Source organism: Kitasatospora sp. NPDC096077 (genome assembly GCF_040303245.1).
GTDB lineage: Bacteria > Actinomycetota > Actinomycetes > Streptomycetales > Streptomycetaceae > Kitasatospora.
Map to the genome: position 1 here is coordinate 1 of NZ_JBEOSV010000058.1, position 16,357 is coordinate 16,357.

Annotated in this window: 14 protein-coding genes and 3 pseudogenes; 9 read left to right on the plus strand and 8 right to left on the minus strand. The window is 69.9% G+C overall.

Annotation, left to right across the window (positions count from 1 at the left end):
- Positions 1 to 144 precede the first annotated feature (144 nt).
- Positions 145 to 270 (plus strand): annotated as a pseudogene (locus ABTZ03_RS33540) (IS5-like element IS4811 family transposase); the annotation flags it as partial.
- A gap of 230 nt (positions 271 to 500) precedes the next feature.
- On the opposite strand, the gene murJ reads toward ABTZ03_RS33540, so the two are convergent.
- On the minus strand, positions 501 to 2,165 hold the full coding sequence (gene murJ, locus ABTZ03_RS33545; protein WP_502894666.1) for a murein biosynthesis integral membrane protein MurJ: 1,665 nt from the start codon (positions 2,163 to 2,165) through the stop codon (positions 501 to 503).
- Between the two features lie 435 nt (positions 2,166 to 2,600).
- On the opposite strand from murJ, the gene ABTZ03_RS33550 reads away from it, so the two are divergent.
- Positions 2,601 to 2,939, plus strand: a complete 339-nt coding sequence (locus tag ABTZ03_RS33550) for a hypothetical protein (protein WP_350516927.1) — start codon at positions 2,601 to 2,603, stop codon at positions 2,937 to 2,939.
- A gap of 1,029 nt (positions 2,940 to 3,968) precedes the next feature.
- On the opposite strand, the gene ABTZ03_RS33555 is transcribed toward ABTZ03_RS33550, so the two are convergent.
- On the minus strand, positions 3,969 to 4,508 hold the full coding sequence (locus tag ABTZ03_RS33555; RefSeq protein WP_350516928.1) for a MarR family winged helix-turn-helix transcriptional regulator: 540 nt from the start codon (positions 4,506 to 4,508) through the stop codon (positions 3,969 to 3,971).
- Positions 4,509 to 4,640: 132 nt separating this feature from the next.
- On the opposite strand from ABTZ03_RS33555, the gene ABTZ03_RS33560 reads away from it, so the two are divergent.
- A complete protein-coding gene (locus ABTZ03_RS33560) occupies positions 4,641 to 5,054 on the plus strand; it encodes a hypothetical protein (RefSeq protein WP_350516929.1) in 414 nt (137 codons plus the stop codon).
- Positions 5,055 to 5,332: 278 nt separating this feature from the next.
- Entirely contained in the window at positions 5,333 to 6,862 is a 1,530-nt protein-coding gene (locus ABTZ03_RS33565) for a DHA2 family efflux MFS transporter permease subunit (protein WP_350516930.1), read from the plus strand.
- 44 nt (positions 6,863 to 6,906) lie between these two features.
- Here the strand turns inward: ABTZ03_RS33565 and ABTZ03_RS33570 are convergent.
- Positions 6,907 to 7,095: pseudogene (locus ABTZ03_RS33570) on the minus strand (transposase family protein); the annotation flags it as partial.
- Between the two features lie 313 nt (positions 7,096 to 7,408).
- Here ABTZ03_RS33570 and ABTZ03_RS33575 point away from each other — a divergent pair.
- From ABTZ03_RS33575 to ABTZ03_RS33585, 3 genes and pseudogenes are all read left to right on the plus strand, one after another.
- Positions 7,409 to 8,389, plus strand: coding sequence for a GlxA family transcriptional regulator (locus ABTZ03_RS33575; protein WP_350516931.1), 981 nt, complete (start codon positions 7,409 to 7,411; stop codon positions 8,387 to 8,389).
- Between the two features lie 128 nt (positions 8,390 to 8,517).
- A complete protein-coding gene (locus tag ABTZ03_RS33580) occupies positions 8,518 to 9,948 on the plus strand; it encodes a DJ-1/PfpI family protein (RefSeq protein WP_350516932.1) in 1,431 nt (476 codons plus the stop codon).
- 259 nt (positions 9,949 to 10,207) lie between these two features.
- Positions 10,208 to 10,576, plus strand: a pseudogene (locus tag ABTZ03_RS33585) (Imm1 family immunity protein); the annotation flags it as partial.
- A 155-nt stretch (positions 10,577 to 10,731) separates the two neighbouring features.
- On the opposite strand, the gene ABTZ03_RS33590 reads toward ABTZ03_RS33585, so the two are convergent.
- From ABTZ03_RS33590 to ABTZ03_RS33600, 3 genes are read right to left on the minus strand one after another with little or no spacing between them, the layout of a single operon-like run.
- Positions 10,732 to 11,334, minus strand: a complete 603-nt coding sequence (locus tag ABTZ03_RS33590) for a hypothetical protein (protein ID WP_350516933.1) — start codon at positions 11,332 to 11,334, stop codon at positions 10,732 to 10,734.
- Positions 11,335 to 11,353: 19 nt separating this feature from the next.
- Positions 11,354 to 11,956: a hypothetical protein gene (locus tag ABTZ03_RS33595; RefSeq protein ID WP_350516934.1), complete on the minus strand. Its 603-nt coding sequence runs from the start codon at positions 11,954 to 11,956 to the stop codon at positions 11,354 to 11,356.
- On the minus strand, positions 11,914 to 12,732 hold the full coding sequence (locus ABTZ03_RS33600) for a DUF6236 family protein (RefSeq protein ID WP_350516957.1): 819 nt from the start codon (positions 12,730 to 12,732) through the stop codon (positions 11,914 to 11,916). The genes ABTZ03_RS33595 and ABTZ03_RS33600 overlap by 43 nt, the downstream gene beginning before the upstream one ends.
- Before the next feature lie 351 nt (positions 12,733 to 13,083).
- Here ABTZ03_RS33600 and ABTZ03_RS33605 point away from each other — a divergent pair, with 351 nt between their 5' ends.
- Together ABTZ03_RS33605 and ABTZ03_RS33610 are read left to right on the plus strand one after the other, a co-directional pair.
- Positions 13,084 to 13,977: a hypothetical protein gene (locus tag ABTZ03_RS33605; RefSeq protein WP_350516935.1), complete on the plus strand. Its 894-nt coding sequence runs from the start codon at positions 13,084 to 13,086 to the stop codon at positions 13,975 to 13,977.
- Between the two features lie 38 nt (positions 13,978 to 14,015).
- A complete protein-coding gene (locus ABTZ03_RS33610) occupies positions 14,016 to 14,981 on the plus strand; it encodes a hypothetical protein (RefSeq protein ID WP_350516936.1) in 966 nt (321 codons plus the stop codon).
- Positions 14,982 to 15,001: 20 nt separating this feature from the next.
- Here ABTZ03_RS33610 and ABTZ03_RS33615 read toward each other — a convergent pair whose 3' ends face one another.
- Positions 15,002 to 15,919, minus strand: a complete 918-nt coding sequence (locus ABTZ03_RS33615) for a hypothetical protein (protein WP_350516937.1) — start codon at positions 15,917 to 15,919, stop codon at positions 15,002 to 15,004.
- Positions 15,895 to 16,296, minus strand: a complete 402-nt coding sequence (locus tag ABTZ03_RS33620; RefSeq protein ID WP_350516938.1) for a hypothetical protein — start codon at positions 16,294 to 16,296, stop codon at positions 15,895 to 15,897. Before ABTZ03_RS33620 ends, ABTZ03_RS33615 begins: the two co-directional genes overlap by 25 nt.
- Positions 16,297 to 16,357 lie beyond the last annotated feature (61 nt).

The window sequence follows — 16,357 nt, forward strand, 5'->3', positions numbered from 1 at the left end:
CGCCCGCGAGATCTACCAGGTCCTGACCACACCCAGCACTACATCCATCACCGCCGAGCAGCTCACCACCGCTGCTTGACATCCATAAGAGCATCCCCCACCGGGCCCGTCAACTGCCCGCCCCCGAACCTCGAAGGGGAGTTCGTGACGCGCCGACGCTGCTACCCCTCGGACACCTTCGACGACGAGCGGGCACTCATCGAGCCGCTGCTGCCCGCACCGGCCTGCGATACGAAGGCCGGCGGGCGCCCGGAGAAGCACCCGCGCCGAGCCTGTGAGCCAAGCCGTCACACGTGAGAGGGACTGAGGTGGGCCCGGTCTCCGCGATGCCGTAAAAATGCGACAACAGGGCCTCCTGGACAGCTTGTTGGCGTAGACACCCTTCGAGCTACCAAGAGGCCCTGCTTTCATGCGCGGAAGCCGCCACAGTCACCCGATTAAGACTCCCGTTCGACGGACAGCCCTCAAGATCGGAACGACAACAACCGCTCACCCCCGAGTCAGCCCATCCCCGGCAGGCTACGCAGTTCACCAACTCGCAGAAGCCGCGCGAGGAGAAAGAACAGCAACGCCATCACGATGCCGCCCGCGGCCAGCGAGGCAACCGACGTCAGGCTGTGACCGCACCAGCGGGCGATGAGCCAGCCGGCGGCCGCGGCGCCGATGGCGGATGCGGTCAACTTGGCATAGGTGCGACAGATCCGGCGGCCGTCCAGCAGGCCCTCGGTGCGCTTCCTCAGCCGCAGAGCCGTCAGGAGAAGGCCGACCGCGTAGGACAGGGCATAGGCGGCGGCCATCCCGGTGACCGCCCACTGCGGGGGCAGCACATAGTGGCAGGCCACCGCCAGGGCGATGTTCATGCCGCTGATCCACAGCGCCATGCGGAACGGCGTGCGGGTGTCCTCGAAAGCGTAGAAGCCGCGCAGCAGAAGGTACTGGGCGGAGAACGGGACCAGCCCGAGACCGAAGGCCTGAAGCATGTGGCCCAGGGGAACGGTTGCCACGGCGTCGGCGGCACCGTGTGCGAACAGCAGCTGGGCGATCTGCGGGCCGAAGGCGACGAAGAAGAACGCTGCCGGGACGATGACGACACCGCTGACCCTTAGCGCGCGAGACAAGTCGGCGCGTAGATCGTCGAGACGGTGCTCGGCCGCCGCCCGGCTCATGCGCGGAAGGAGAGCGCTGACGAGGGACACGGTGACGATCGACTGGGGCAGCATCCAGATCTGCTGGGCGTAGCTGTAGGCGGTGTAGCCGACGCCGTCGTTGGGCAGGGCGGCGTCGGCGGCGGAGGCCAGGCGGGTGACCAGGGTGCTTGCGGCGAGGTTGGCGAGGACGAACAGCAGGGTCCAGCGGGCCGCGTTCATGCTCTTGCGCAGGCCGACGCCCCGCCAGCGGAAGCTCGGTCGCAGCCGGAATCCGGCTGCCCGGGCGTACGGAACCAGCGCCATGGCTTGGAGGGCCAGGGCGAGGGTGGTCCCGATGCCGAGCAGTCTGACCTGGGCGCCGGTGATGTCCGAGACGTTCTCCGGAGTGGTCATCATGCCGAGGTAGAGTCCGAACATCGTGATCAGAACCACGTTGTTCAGGACCGGCGTCCACATCATCGCCCCGAACCGGTTCCGGGCGTTGAGGACCTGTCCGAAGATGCTGAACACGCCGTAGAAGAAGATCTGGGGAAGCAGGAAACGGGCGAAGACCACGGTCAGCTCGAACGCGTCGTGCGTGGCCGGGGTGTCCTGCTGGTAGATGCCGATGATCTCCGGAGCGGCCCAGGTCGCCAGTACGGCGCCGGCACCGAGTACGCACAGCACGAGGGTCACCAGACGCTGCTCGAAGGCCGTTCCGCCATCGGCGTTCTCTGTCCGGGCCCGGACCAGTTGCGGGACCAGAACGGAGTTCAGCGCGCCGCCGATCAACAGGAAGTACAAGCTGGTGGGCACCGTATTGGCCTGGTTGTAAGTGGTGGCCAGCAGCCCGGTGCCCAGTGCCGCAGCTTGCAGCACTTGCCGGATCAGTCCGGTGACACGAGAGACCATCGTCCCGGCGGCCATCAACACGGACGACCGCAGTACCCCGCCGACCTCAACTCGCTTGGGCGCAGCATGTTTCCTGCGTTTCGTGCTTGGTCGCTCCATCTGCTCGGACGGCGCCTGTTCGATCATGAACACAATCTACGACTCAAACCTCCTCGGCACGTGAGGACTTGGAACTTGGACCCGTCGCGGACTCGCACCGGAGCGGCGGCACAGATTCGTCGATCGCCGTCGGCGGCCGTGTCCCAGGTCCCGACCTTCCGCCGGTGCTGTCGCCCGGCCGGTGCTCTTCAAGTCGTCATGCCGGGTGTTCTCCCGCACAGCGAGTCCCTCGGCATGGCCGTTCGAGCAGGACTCCGATCGACTGCAGGTCGTAACCGCCTCGGCATGCCCTTCACGAGATCCGTGCCTGAACCAGAACACGTCGGCGCAGACGGTCGGACATGCCGGGTCGTCAGGGCGCCGTCCGGACGGGCTCCCCCTGAACTGACAATGACCATCAGCTGACACAATTGCCGGGGCCCGTAGGACAGTTCGGGCCCCGGCCTCGACCCGTGGGGAGACATGAACGAGGACGATCCGTACCGCCGGCAGGTGAGCGGGTGTTCGGCGGTCCTGGCCGTGCTCGTGCCCGTCGTGCTGCTGGCGATGCTCGGGTACCTGGCGTATGCCCACTCCGCCTCGCACCAGCCCGGGTTCTGGAGGCAGGCGCTGATCATCGTCGGCGTGACGGCCGTCGGGGCCGCCGTCGGGGCGGGCTGGTCCTGGCTGGCGTCACGGCGGACCGACCGCCTCTGGTTCTCGACGGGCCTGGGAGCCGCCGTCCCCGTGCCGTTCCTTGCCGTCTACACCTTCCTGAGCGCGCTGCACGTCGGTCTGGCGGGCACCCACATTCCCTGGTGAGCGGTCCAGCGCGGTGACGAGGCGCTCGCGGTGGCCGGCGAACAGATACTGGAAGTCCGGGGACGACGACATGCGCACCCGGACGAGCGCAGCGGGGCCAATCGTCCGTCGCCGACCCGGATGAGGAGGACGGGGTTCGATCGCCCGCGTGGTCGCCGGTTACCGGGTCGGGGGCAGGTGGCCGTCCTGTGCCCGTCCCGGACGCCCCGTTCGGGACGGGCACCCGGACAGTGGCGAGCAGAACGCCCACCAGGACGAGGGCCACGACCAGGACGGACACCCACGCCTGGCACCGCCACCGCGTACGCCTGGCTGCCTGGCAGGACGTCAAGGCCGTGACCGCCTTGTTCGGTACGGTCGAGGCGGTGGCGCGGGGCCGGGCGGTCGGCGAGGAGTGTCCGGACCGTGGCCGATTCTCGGACCGGGTGCACGACCGCTATCGCCGCAGGTTGAAGGATCTTCCACTCGCTGAGCACGGAACCCCTGCGGCGGCCGGCATATCGCCAGTGCATGCAGATGCCCGGCCATGGCAGGATGACCTCATGTTGATCCGAAAGGGCGATGCCGCGTAGGCGTCCCAAGGCCGTCCGTGCAGAGCGGTGGCGGCCACGATGGCAGCACCCGGTTCTGAGGGTCCCTGGTGTCTCCGCACGGACTCGTGCAGCGATCCGCCGGGTCGAAGACCAGGAGATGTGGCCCAACGCGGTCGCCAAGGCGCTCTCGTGTTTCGAGTGGGCTTTCAAGCAGCCCGGACGCTACCTGGACGCCTCCGCGTTTGATTCTCCCGGGGTGGGAGATGCCCGTGATGACCTGGAGTGGGCGATGCTGCACCTTCCACCCGGAGCCCAGAGGGACTTGGGCCGATTGATCGCGCGTATCGATGAGGAATTCGAGCGCCGCACCTTGCCGGAGCCCAACTACAGCGAGTGGGCTACGCGCTGGTGGTGGACCAGAATGCGTGATCGCTGACGGTCCCCGAAGTCGCCGCCCCTCCTTGCAGTCGAACGAAACAGACCCGGCGGCCGCGGGTCAGCCGGGGAGGACGCCGGACCGCGCAGAATCCGTGCCCGTGGCGGCCCGGGCACGGGTCTTGGCCGGAGCGGGGCTGGCGCGCAAGCGTTCGGTGTGGCGGCGCTGGATGTCACCGGTGCGCGTCAGGAAGTCGGCGATCAGCTCGATCTGGTCGACGCTGTAGCGGCTGAGCAGGTCCTGCTGCGCCTCTGTGGTGAGGGGGCCGATCAGCTCGTAGGCGCGCCGGGCGGCCTCGGAGGTGGCGCGCACGATCGTCTTGCGGCGATCCGTGGGGTGCGGAAGCCGGGTGACGTACCCGGCCTTCTCCAGGCGGTCCAGCATCGTGGTGGCACTGCCGGTGGTCACGCCGAGCTTGGCCGCGAGCAGGCTGGGGGCGGCCTCGGGGGCCTCTTCGAGCAGGATCTCCAGGCAGCGCAGATCGGTCTCATTCACGCCCATGAGCCGGGCGCATTCGCGGTCGAAGTCGTCGACGGAGGCCTGGTAGCCGGAGATCGCCCGGCCGAGCCGTTCCACGACCGGCGCAACTTCACTTGACATTCAAACCACTCGTCTCTCAAACTAAATCCAGTTGCTCGGTAGTCAAGATACCTCGATATCGAGCTTCCAGGAAGGCGAGCGTTGCTGTTCCGCCGATTCATCCACCCTCACGCACGACAGGCAGGCATCCCCATGTCCGAAACCTTCATCCCGCTGACCGCCGACGAGCAGACCACCCTGCGCAAGGCCGCCTACGGCGCGGTCACCCTCATTTCGCTGGCCTACCCCGGCGCGCTGTCCGCGACCCGGGAGAACATCGCCGGCGCCAAGGTCCTCACCGGCGCCACCGGTGCCGTGGGCCGGGTCCTGTCCGGCAAGGGCAAGTTCGAGCTGAACGGCAAGACCACCGCCGACATCGCCGACCAGGTCCTGCCCGCGCTGGCGCAGACCGTCGCCACCCTGGAGGCCAAGGCCCCGCAGGAAAGCGCCGAGTTCCGCCGCGTGGTGACCACCGCCGTCCGCCAGGCCGCCGCCGCGACCCGCGGCCCCAAGCCCGCCCAGGCCGACATGATCGACAAGATCACCGCCGCCCTCGCCACCGCCTGAACGCGGCACCGGGCCCGCCCGGCATGCGGGAACGGACAAGCACGGCCGGCCCGCCGGCCTCCGTTCCCCCCGCACCGGCTCGGTGTCCTGGCTGTTCAACCACCGCGCCGACCGGGACACCCCCGCCACCACTTCCTGAACCCGGCCCCACCCGTCCTGCCGAGCCCCGCGGCCGTCACCACCGCCACCGCCACCGCCACCGCCACCGAGCGTTGCGGCGCGCCGCCTGCAGGCATGCGCCCGTACGCCGCGAACCACCCGAAACGGAACACCCCTCGATGCTCAAGCACCGCCCCCGATCATCCGCCGCCCCTTCGGGCGGCATCGCGACCGCCACCGCACCGGCAGGCGCCGCAGTGAAGCCGGCCCCCACCACCAGGCACCGCGGCCTGGCGATGTTCGTGCTGATCTTCGCCTCGTTCATGGACCTGCTCGACACCACCGTCGTCAACGTCGCCCTGCCCTCCATGCAACGCGACCTCGGCGCGACCTCCACCCAGCTCGAATGGGTCGTCGGCGGCTACACCCTCGCCTTCGCCGTCGTCCTGATCACCGGCGGACGCCTCGGTGACATCTTCGGCCGCCAGCGCCTCTTCCTCACCGGTGTCGCCGGCTTCACCGCCGCCTCCCTCGCCTCCGCCCTCGCCACCAGCGGCGAGGTCCTGGTCGGCGCCCGCGTCGTCCAGGGCGCCTTCGCCGCCCTGATGGTCCCCCAGGTCCTGGCATCCGTGCAGGCCCTGTTCAAGCCCAAGGAGCGCGCCGCCGTCCTCGGCGCGATCGGCGCCGTCTCCGGGCTCGCCACCGTGCTCGGCCCGCTGCTCGGCGGCTGGCTCATCTCCGTCGACGCCTTCGGCTGGCACTGGCGCTCCATCTTCGCCATCAACATCCCCATCGGCACAGCCCTCATGACCGCCGCCTGGCTCTTCGTGCCCAACACCCGTTCCACCCGCCCCCTCAAGCTCGACTGGCCCGGCCTCCTGCTCGCCAGCCTCGGCATGATCCTGCTGGTCTACCCGCTCGTCGAAGGCCGCGCCCTGGGCTGGCCCGCCTGGATCTGGGCCATGCTCTCCGCCTGCCCCCTCGTCCTCGGCGTCTTCGCCGTCAACCAGAAGCGGCGCGCGGCCCGCGACGGCTCCCCCCTGATGCCGATGTCGCTGTTCACCCACCGCGGCTTCAACGCGGGAAGCCTCACCCAGTTCTTCTTCTCCGCCTCCCTCGCCGGCTTCTTCCTCGTCCTCACCCTCTACCTGCAGCTCGGCCTGCACTTCGACGCCATCGGCTCCGGCCTCGCCCTGCTCCCGTTCTCCATCGGCGCACTCCTGGGCTCCGGCGTCTCCGTGCCGCTCGCCCCCAAGGCCGGAAAGCCCATGGTCGTGATCGGCGGCCTCCTCCAGGCCGGCGGCATCCTGTGGGCCCGCCAGGTCATCGACCAGCAGGGCGCCCACCTCTCGGGCTGGGACCTGCTCGGTCCCATGGCCCTGGCCGGGATCGGCCTCGGCCTGCTCGTCGTCCCCCTGGTCGACCTCGCCGTCGCCACCATCGACCCGCGCGACGCGGGAGCCGCCTCCGGCACCTACAGCACCTTCCAGCAGGTCGGCGGAGCCCTCGGCGTGGCCGTCGCCGGCGTCGTCTTCTTCGGCAAGGCCGGCACCCACTTCGATCCGGCCACCATGAAGACCGCCCTGCTCGCCGCAGCCACCGTCCCCGCCGTCGGCTTCGCCCTGTCCGCTGTCACCGGACTCCTGCTGCCCCCCAGCAGCAGCGTCCGGCACCACACCGACGACGCTGAAGTACCCGCCGTTGCCTGACGGTTGGTGCCCGGGTGCCCGGGTGCCCGGGACACCGAGCGTTTTCAGCGCCGCAGCTCCAGGGTGAGGGCGGCTTTGGCTGCTGACGTAAGCCAGTTCGGGCTGCAACGGGCGTGACGGAAGATCCGCCAACCCTTGAGTGTCGCCACGCCCCGTTCGACCGGGTGCCGGAACCGGGCATGGGCCCGGTTGAGCGATCTCTGGCCGGCGGTGAGCTCTTTGCCGGGCTTGCGGCCGCGATCTGGGCGAGCGTGTCGTGCTTGCGCCGGGCCTCGGATTCCTCGCTGCGGCAGGTGACGTACCTCGCGTGGTGCTGCGCCACTTGTTCTCCAGCGGCTACCGGCTGCGACTCCAGCAGCGGCACCGATGTGGGCCTCCTCCTTTCGCCGGCCCGGTGACGAGGCGCCGATGTCGCCAACCGGAACTTCCAGTCCCAGCTCCGAGATCGTTCGGCGGACGGTCCAGCGCTCCGAAGTGCCAGATCCGTCCGCTGCCGGTCCCCGGGGGACCTCGCGCGGGCCGTCCGTGCCGGCCTACCGTGGCGGGGTGAGCGACGAGACGAACGGGTGCACCGGGCGGGTCCTGGTCCTGGTCCTGCCCGATGTGAATCTGCTGGACCTCGGTGGTCCTGTGCAGGTGTTCGATGCCGCGGCGCATCTCGGTGGCGGCTACCGACTGGAGTACGTCGCCGAGGCAGAACATCTGCGCTCCGCTCAGGGCCTGCGACTGGCCGGTCTGGCACCGCTGTCGACGGTCCGGCCGACGGCCGGGGACCTGGTGCTCGTACCGGGGCCCCGGCTGACCGGATCCGACCGGCTGGTGACGCCTGCCGTGGTGCGCTGGGTACGCAAGGCCTACGACGCGGGCGCCCGGGTCGCGTCGGTGTGCAGCGGTGCCGCCGTCCTGGGGGAAGCGGGACTGCTGGACGGCAGGGCGTGCACCACCCACTGGTCGCTCACCTCGGCGATGCGCGACCGGTACCCGCGGGCCCGGGTGCGCGAGGCCGCGCTCTACGTGCACGACGGGCGGATCAGCACCAGTGCGGGAATCTCGTCGGGGATCGATCTCGCGCTGTCGCTGGTCGAGCGGGACCGCGGCCCGGAACTGGCCGCGCGAGTCGCACGCGAACTGGTGCTGTACCTGCGGCGGGACGGGGACGCGACACAGATCAGTCCGTTCCTGCGCCACCGCGACCACGTCCAGCCCGCGGTGCACCGAGCGCAGGACCATCTGGCCCAGCACCTGGACACCGCCTTCACCCTGCGTGAACTCGCCGGCGTCGCCGGACTGTCCCCGCGCGGTCTGACACGGGCCTTCACCGCGGTCACCGGCATCACCCCGTTCGCCTACCAGCGGCAACTGCGGCTGGAGCGGGCCCGAACCCTGCTGTCCGGTACCGACCTGACGGTGGAGGCGGTCGCAGCCCGCTGCGGCTTCCGCGACGCACGACAGTTGCGCCGGGTGGTCGCCGACGCCTTCGGAACCCCTCCCTCGGGGCTGCGCGCACCACTGCGAACGACCGCCTGACACAGCCAGCCCCAGCGGGGCCGTTCCTCCGGCCCTCCCCGGCCTCTTCCCCTCTCCAGTTTCCACGAGGGCCGACGGCACCACGCTGCCGATCGGCGCCCGGATTGTCGAGGTATGTCTTGTCCACAGTGAGTTCCGAGGCACGCAAGGGGCACCGGGCCCTGCGCCGTATCGGCTGGGTCCTGCGCCGTATCGGCTGGGTCCTGCTGGCTACGGCGCTGTCCGCGGCGTCCTTCGCGGGGCTCGCCTTCACGGGGGTGAGCGCGTCGATGGCCGACAGCTTCACCGCCGCTCCCCGCGGATCCGATGCCAGGGCGTGGCCAGCGGCCCGGCCGGTGCCGGACGGCCGGATCACGGTGGCGGTCGCGGTCGGCAACGCGGGCTCGGTGGCCACCGACGTACTCGCGCCCTACCAGGTGTTCGCCGAGTCGCCGGAGATGTTCGTCTACACGGTGGCCGCCGAACGCCGTGTCGCCCCGCTGTCCGGCGGCGCCCATCTGCTGCCCGACCACACGCTGGCCGAGGTGGCGAACGGCACCCTGCCGGAACCCGACGTGGTGGTCGTGCCCGCAGTGACCGACCCCGCCGGCGCGGGCGAGGAGCGCCTACGCCAGTGGATCGTCGAACGCCACCGCAAGGGCGCCCGGATCCTCGGGGTGTGCGCGGGCTCCGAACTCCTGGCCGCCTCCGGCCTGCTCGACGGCCGCGACGCCACGTCATTCTGGTCCAACATCGGCTCTCTGGAACGCAGTTACCCGAAGGTCGACTGGAAGCGCGGGCAGCGTTACGTCGAAAACGGGCGGGTGACGACCACCGCGGGAGTCACCTCCGGCACCGTGGGCGCCCTGCGAGTGGTCGAGGAACTGGTCGGCGAGGCGGAAGCCACCCGTATCGGCACCGGGTTGTCCTACCCCGGCTGGACTCCGGACGGACCAACCGCGATACCGGCCAACCACCTCGCCCTCGGCGACCTGCCGTACGCCCTCAACGCCGCGTTCCCGTGGCTACGCCCCACCACGGCCATCGGCCTGGTCGACGGAGTCGAGGAGATCGACGCGGCCGCGGCCTTCGAAGGGTACGGCGGAGTCTCCTTCGCCACCCGGACGGTGGTGATCGGCTCCGGCGACACCGTCACCACCCGCCACGGCCTGGTCCTCGTCACCCGGCCGGCAACGGGGGACGCCCACGGGGCGGACCGCTTCGTGGTGCCCGGCGTCAAGGACGCCTCCGGCCTCGGCGCCGCGCTGAGCGACTGGGCCCACCGCAACGGGCTCACCGCCGAACTGCCCGACGGGGGACGGCGGTCCGGGGAATTCGGCTTCGATCCGGTTCTGCGGGACCTCGCCGAGCACAGCGACCGCCGTACCGCGCTGGCCACCGCGAAGTTCTCCGAGTACCCCTCGGACCATCTGGAGCTGACGGGAGCGTCCTGGCCCTGGCGCCCCACCCTGCTGGCCACGGCGGCGGTCGTCCTGAGCACGGGGGTGGGGCTGGCACCGACAGCGGTACGACGGACGATACGTCGTCGGCGGCGCCCTCCGCGACAGTCGGCGGCATAGTCCCCGGACCCCGTGAGCACACCGGCGCGGGGGTATGGGCAGCCTTTGTCGGCGACGGGTGGATTCGGCCGTTGCCGACAGACGGAACCACCACGACGCCGTGTTTCAGCGGGAGCAGCACATCCGGAAGCCGGTGTCATTGGCAGCCGGAGCCGTGTGATCGAGAACTACGGCGTCGTTCAGCGAAACGACGCGCTCGCGCGGTTGCCTCTGGGACACCGCCGCGGGCACTCCTCATCGGCGTGCCGAGGTCTACTCCCCCGTGGTCTGCACGAGGACCGCCGCCTTTCCCAGCGCTTCCCTCCGCGTTGCGGCCAACGAGCTGACCGGGTTCGAGGCCCTCGTGTGGTTCACCTTCGGCCGAGAAGGCGGGATCTACGATGACGCCTGGATCTCCGACAATCCCACCCCGTCCGAGATCGAGTCTCGACTCGTGTGCGATCCGTGCTACCCGAGATTCCACGATCCCGCCAGCGCCGTGCCATTGCCACAGGTCAGGGAAGCAATCAAGGAGTTCTGTGGGTCCGCCACAGGGGAACGTCCCGAATCCATCATCTGGACAACCGGAGAAATCAACGGCCCACGACACGACAGGCCACCATTCGAAGACGGTCAAGTAATCAGCTGATGCATGAGGCGAGGGCCTTCGCCCAACAGTAGAGGCCCTCGCCACCTCCGAACAGTTCGAAGCGATCCTGCCCTCGGATCACTTACGCGGCCCGCCTGACCGGCCGCTTCCCGCTCAACAGTCCACCCCAAGCACACTCAAACCGGCGCCAATCGTCACTCCCGGGGCCTCTCCTGCAGGTCCCAGCCTGTTTCCTCGTCCTTGTCGTGGAGGAACCACGGCTGAGAGACGGTCCTCAGGCCTGCATCGCTGATCGGCCATTCGTCGAACTCGTCACGCAGCAGCCTCGACAGAAATTCCGCCATCCCGAAGGGGTATACCGACCAGGCAGCGCGAAAGCGCGAATAGACGGCCACTGGCCAGCAGTCCGGTTCTTCGCCGGAGATGATCCAGCAGAGGAAGTCCTGCTCCGTCCATCCCCAGAGAAGCATGTCCTCAAGGCGGTACAGGCCAGCTTGGGCTGGATCTACCCAGCTGTCCGCGCTCTCGCTGGCGAGCATGCCAGCGGGAAGCGTCGAAACCACGTTTCCGGCGAGTTCGGCAGTCGTGGTGGCAGGCGCGTAGACGTACAACGCCTGTTCAATCGAACCGCTCCCGAACGCGGCCACGAATCGCCGGTAGTCGGACGGGAGAATCCGCCCGTACACCGTCTCCACCACACCCCAGTCGACGTCGTCTCCACGGGTGGGCCCGAAACTCGACAAGAGCTCCGTCAACTCAGACATGACTTCCCTGCCATCTTCTGTGTAGCCGATCACGCCAAGAGCTGTCCCGTAACTACGGGGTGGTTGTCACGCCTCGGACATGGATGACTCGGTTGGGTTCTCCCAGGAAGGGGCGGTTGATCCGGCCACGTCCGCGGTCGACGCCCTCGGCCGCGAACCGCCTCTGCAGGTCGGGAGGGGCGAGCGGTGTCTCGAAGCCTTCGCTGAGGCCTTGCCCGTTGTCGGCGTACTCGTAGCGGAGGGCGTAGACCTTCCCGTCGTGCAACCACTCGCAGCGGACCATGGGCCGGGCGAGGACGGCTTCGAACCAGGTGGCCGTCCGGCTTGCCGTGTCCGTGGGGTCGCCGGCAGCGGTGAAGGTGAACTCGGTCGGCGCATCGGGGAGGGTGAAGTCCTGGTTGTGGAGCCGATCCGCGCGGACAGCGGTGCCGTCGAAGTGCGCGCCGATGGTCAGCAGGCCTTGGTTGCGTTCCGGATCGTCGATGTCCAGGTAGGCCAGCAGCTCGCGGTATGGGGTGTGCCGGGCGGGCAGGAGGACTGTGCTGAGTGGGTCCACTGGCCAGGTACTCGCGCGGGCGGCAAGGACGGCTGCGAATTCCTGCTGCGCGGGGGTCAGGTCGTCCGTCTCGTGTTCGAACCAGGGAACTTTTTCCACGGCCGCACCCTAGTGGGTGAGGCGCCCGTGCCTGCTGGTGAGAACCCTCTACAAGCAGCCACCAGGTCGTAGGCATGCTGCTCCAGCGCGGGTGGGAGGACGCGATAGGCAGACCGGGTCGGGCTCGTTCGAGTCGTGGGCGTCAACGACCGAGCATCCGCCTGATCCGACTCACCCGTGGCCCTCGACGAAGTGCGGTGAGTAGACCTGCCGATTCGAACTCCCGCTGCAGACTCAGCAGGTACCCTGCAGCGCTCGTCCGCTGTTCGGCCGAGGTTCCTTCCGAGCTCGGCGAAGTCCTCGCCCATGCCCTGGAGGTGAGCGCGGAAGGCATCGAACTCGTCGGCCAGCTCTCGACGGGCTCGCACGATCGCCTCGACGGGCACCTGCAGGATGTCCTGCGGAATGACGGCCTGCAACGCTGCACACGGGTACAGGTCGGCTATCGGACCGACGGTTCGGCGACGGTTGCCCAAGAGGGCCGAGGCAAACTCCTCCACGGTCCCCTGGCGGGGAAGGGTGAACAGCTGCGGGTCATCGGTCACGGGAGTGAGCGCGTTGGCTCGGGCGACCCGGTCGGCCAGTACAGCGGGCGGTGAGGACCCGTTGACCCCGGCCGAGCGCGAGGAACAACCCTCCCGCCACCCGGCAGCGCGCGCAGCCGACCGACCCGACGCCGACGGCAGCGGCGGCCGCCGGGCGGGTCGGCGACGCCTCGGAGGTGGGATCCGGGCCCGGGCGGTGGTGACGGCCGGGTGGAGCTCGCCGAGACCCACGCTGAGCGGTGGAGCGGCCGCGCGCCCGCCGTCGTGGTGCTCGACTTCGGCAGTAACCGACCTGTGGACAACCGCAGTTGATCGGATCCAAGCTTCCGGCAGATGCAACAACGACTGCTCACGATTCGTCAAAAACTCCTCCAAGAGGGGACGTTGACTGGCATCATCGTCAACATCGGTGCGGAGGAGTCCCGTTAGAGAGTCGGCTCGTCCAAAAGGGGATGGCAACAGACCTTGAAGTGGATCAGGAGGCAGGAACCGTCAGGGCCTTCCGAGGCGCCCCGCCCGCTGCCTGCGCCCACCGCCGTCTACCACTACCGCCTCCAGGTCGAACGTCGGTACAGCGGCTGGGTGAACCCCGTCGACCGGAGGACGGGCGCCATGGTGGACGGGTGCCACGGGATGGTCGAGGCGGCGGAGGGCGAGCTCGTCACGATCGCCGAGCAGGTCATGGCGCGCTCCGGCGGAAGTTGGCACCGGAGCCGCGTCGTCTTCGTCGCCGGGCCTCGCAGCCAGGACGCGGTCCTGCGCGACGACGAGGTGTTCGGCGTGGTCGCCCAGGGGGACGGGGTGTTGGCCCCCGGGCCCGCCCACCCCGGCTTCGCCTCGGGGGAGCGTCCGCAGTTCGGGCCGCAGCCACGGCCGCCCAGTAGCGAGCCGGAGACCGACCACGGTCTCGCGGACCGTCAGACGGTCGAGTGCGGCTCCTGTCGCACCGACATCACCGTACGCCTGGTGCAGCCGGGCGCTGTCCTCCTCTCGACGCCGGAGAACATCCGCGGTACGGCGTTGATCTGCGGGGGCTGCGGCCGACTCCTCTGCGTGGACTGCCTGGTTCCCGCCGTCGACCTGCCCTTCGAACCGCGCCGTCCGTCCTGCGACCGCTGCGGGGAGACGGTGGTCCCGCTCCAGGCGACGGCCGGTCAGGCGACGAGCTTCGGCCCGCAGGCGGCGAACGCGCGGACGTACGCCGACCGCACGGCGGCCGAGGTGATCGACCACGTGGTCGGCTGCCGGAGAGCCGGCCGCCGCGAGGACCGGACGGTGCGGTACATCCTCGACGAACTGCGCCGGGAGTACGGCCACCCCTCCTATCCGTTCGCCGCCTCCCTGGAGCGCCTGGCCTACGGCACGGCCGGCCCGCCGTTGTACCAGGAGTCGATGGAGCCCGACGAGGTGGAGGTCGTCGACGCGATCCTGCGCCGGCTCGCGGGCGACGCCCTCACCACCGGGCCGAACGAGTAGTCGTGTCCATCCGATCGAGGACAGCCAGAGGAGTTGCGGTGGCACGACCCGAGGAGCCCGGGACGGATGCGGTCGCCGGACAGCGCACGGACTGTCCCCATGCCCCGCACGACTTCTCGTGCGGTCCCGTCCACCGCGACCTGTGCGCCTTCGCCCATCAGGGGGCGTGCGAGGCCGTGCATCCGATCTGCCCGGCGTGCTTCACCGCCCATCCCGACGTGGTCGTCCGCTCCATCGCCGGCGCCGTGGCACGTGACGGCGTCCGCATCTCGAACTGCAGCGCCTGCGAGCGGCCCTCCTTCCGCTACGACGCCGAGCTGTTCTGCTCCGTCTGCGACTGGCTCGTACCGGACGTCAACGAAAGGCTGGCCGAACGCTACGCGGCCAACGGGGGCGAGTTCGCCCCCGGGTCGGGGGAATGCCCGGGCTGCCGTCGGACCGGGGCGGGCCCCGCGCTGACCTTCCCGATCGCCTGTCCCGGGTGCGGTGCGGGTCACATGGTCCCGCAGCAGAAGGTCGGCACGACCACCGGGGCGGTCCTGCGCTGCGCCTGCCACTTCGCGATCACGATCCCCGCCGACGTGTGGTGCCCCGGCTGTCATCTCAACCTGCGCAACCTCCAGAAGATCTCGGCTCTGGTCAAGAAGGCGAACGAGCCGGACGAACAGCTGGGGGACAACGTCAAGGAACCGCCGCTGGACCGGGCGGCCCGCCGGGTGATCGGGCTGGCGACCGCCGGCGAGCGCCGGTCCCGCACCCTGTCCGAAGCACAGCAGAGCCGGCTGCTGAACGGCCGCCACCTCGACACGCTGCTGTACAACGAGGGGCAGATCGCCGACTGGATCCTCGACCACGTCAAGCTCCGCTCGCTCGGCCACCACCTCCACCGGGACGGCGGCACGGACCTGATGCTGGCGGTGGCCGAGCGGGTCGCCGCCATGGACCGTGGGATCCTGCGATACGTGGAGTCCGTCTGGGACGGCATCGGTACCTGGCAGAAGTGAGCAGTGACCGGCACGGCAGGTCAGGGCCGCGCAGGCTCCTTGCGCAGGATCGCGTCGATCTCGCCACCGATCGCGGGCGTGAGCGCACCCTCACAGGGAATGCGCAACTGTTCGGCGAGCGCCGGGCCGTAGAGGTCGACGGCGGCCTCGACCAGCTGGCAGAGCATGTCGGCGGCGGAGCGGGCACGCATCACGCCCACGGCCACGACGACGGCGGCGATGACCAGCGCCGGGCCCCACACCAGGCCGAGCAGGGCGTAGAGGACGGCCCAACCGGCAAGCCCGTCCGCTGCCGCGTAGGAGGACTGCGCCGCCGCGATGTCGGTACGCACCGCCTCGGGCAGGACGACCCACAGCCGCGGCCACATCAGCGTCACATCCAGACCGTAAGCCCGGTGGATGCGCATCACGTTGGCCCGCAGCCGGTCGCCGACCCAGGTGGCGTTCTCGGGCCGCTCCAGGCTGACGGCGGACTGGCGGGCCCGCGCCTCGGCGATCTCGGGACCGACGGCCACCGAGCCGACGGCGGCGCGCAGCGCCTCGGCCTCAAGCCGCTCAGCACGTTCCCCGGCCCGCTCCCAGCGTCGGACCCGGCGGGCGCGAAGCCACCGGGCAAGCCCGCTCCGCGCCGCCGCCGGCCGGAGTCCGCGGAGCACGGCGGCCAGCCCCGCCGCCGTCATGCCCGCGCCCGCGGCGGCGATCAGCATCCCGGCCACCACGGCGGCGCTCTGTGCAGCGGGATGGTCGCCGCCCAGTCGGCGGAGCAGCGGAGCGGCCGCACGCGGGTCCAGCGCGTGCGCCCAGCCGAGCTGCCAGGCCAGCACGGCGGTGCACACCCAGAGCAGACCTTGCAGGAGCAGCGTGGTCAGCCACCGGTCGACGACCTTCTTGCCCAGCTCGTCCAGCAACCCGTTCACCCGCTGGTCACGCTCGCCCACGTCAGCGGATCGCCGGTCAGCTCGCACCGGCGCTCGATCCGAGGGTCGGCCCCGATCTCAAGGCGCTCACAGGGCCGGACGTGTGGACAGCGCCAGCCGCTGACCGTACGCAGGAGCGGCGCGGCGGCCGGCAGCGGCTGGTACGCGCGCGTCTGCACGGTGACACCGTCGAGGCCCGCGGCCGCGGCCACGTCTTCGAGCGTTTCGAGCAGCGGGGTCAGTTCCTCCGTCTCACCTCGGCGCACGGCCATGATGATCCGTGCCCACGTGTCCTCGGGGAGGCCTGATTCGTCGAGCAACCCCTTGAGGGTGTCGTCCGATGCCAACTCAGAACAGAGAATACCGATTTGACGTATCACCAGGGGGATGTCATGCACGCTACGATCATGCCACAGCAGGCCGTCGCAGCCACCGGTGAGGCCGTTTCGTGACTCTGAA

Excerpts from the sequence above, each read along its gene's own strand:
- ABTZ03_RS33565 (WP_350516930.1), top strand. The coding sequence starts at position 5,333 with ATGCTCAAGCACCGCCCCCGATCATCCGCCGCCCCTTCGGGCGGCATC.
- ABTZ03_RS33550 (WP_350516927.1), top strand. The coding sequence starts at position 2,601 with ATGAACGAGGACGATCCGTACCGCCGGCAGGTGAGCGGGTGTTCGGCG.
- ABTZ03_RS33560 (WP_350516929.1), top strand. The coding sequence starts at position 4,641 with ATGTCCGAAACCTTCATCCCGCTGACCGCCGACGAGCAGACCACCCTG.
- ABTZ03_RS33555 (WP_350516928.1), bottom strand. The coding sequence starts at position 4,508 with ATGTCAAGTGAAGTTGCGCCGGTCGTGGAACGGCTCGGCCGGGCGATC.
- murJ (WP_502894666.1), bottom strand. The coding sequence starts at position 2,165 with ATGATCGAACAGGCGCCGTCCGAGCAGATGGAGCGACCAAGCACGAAA.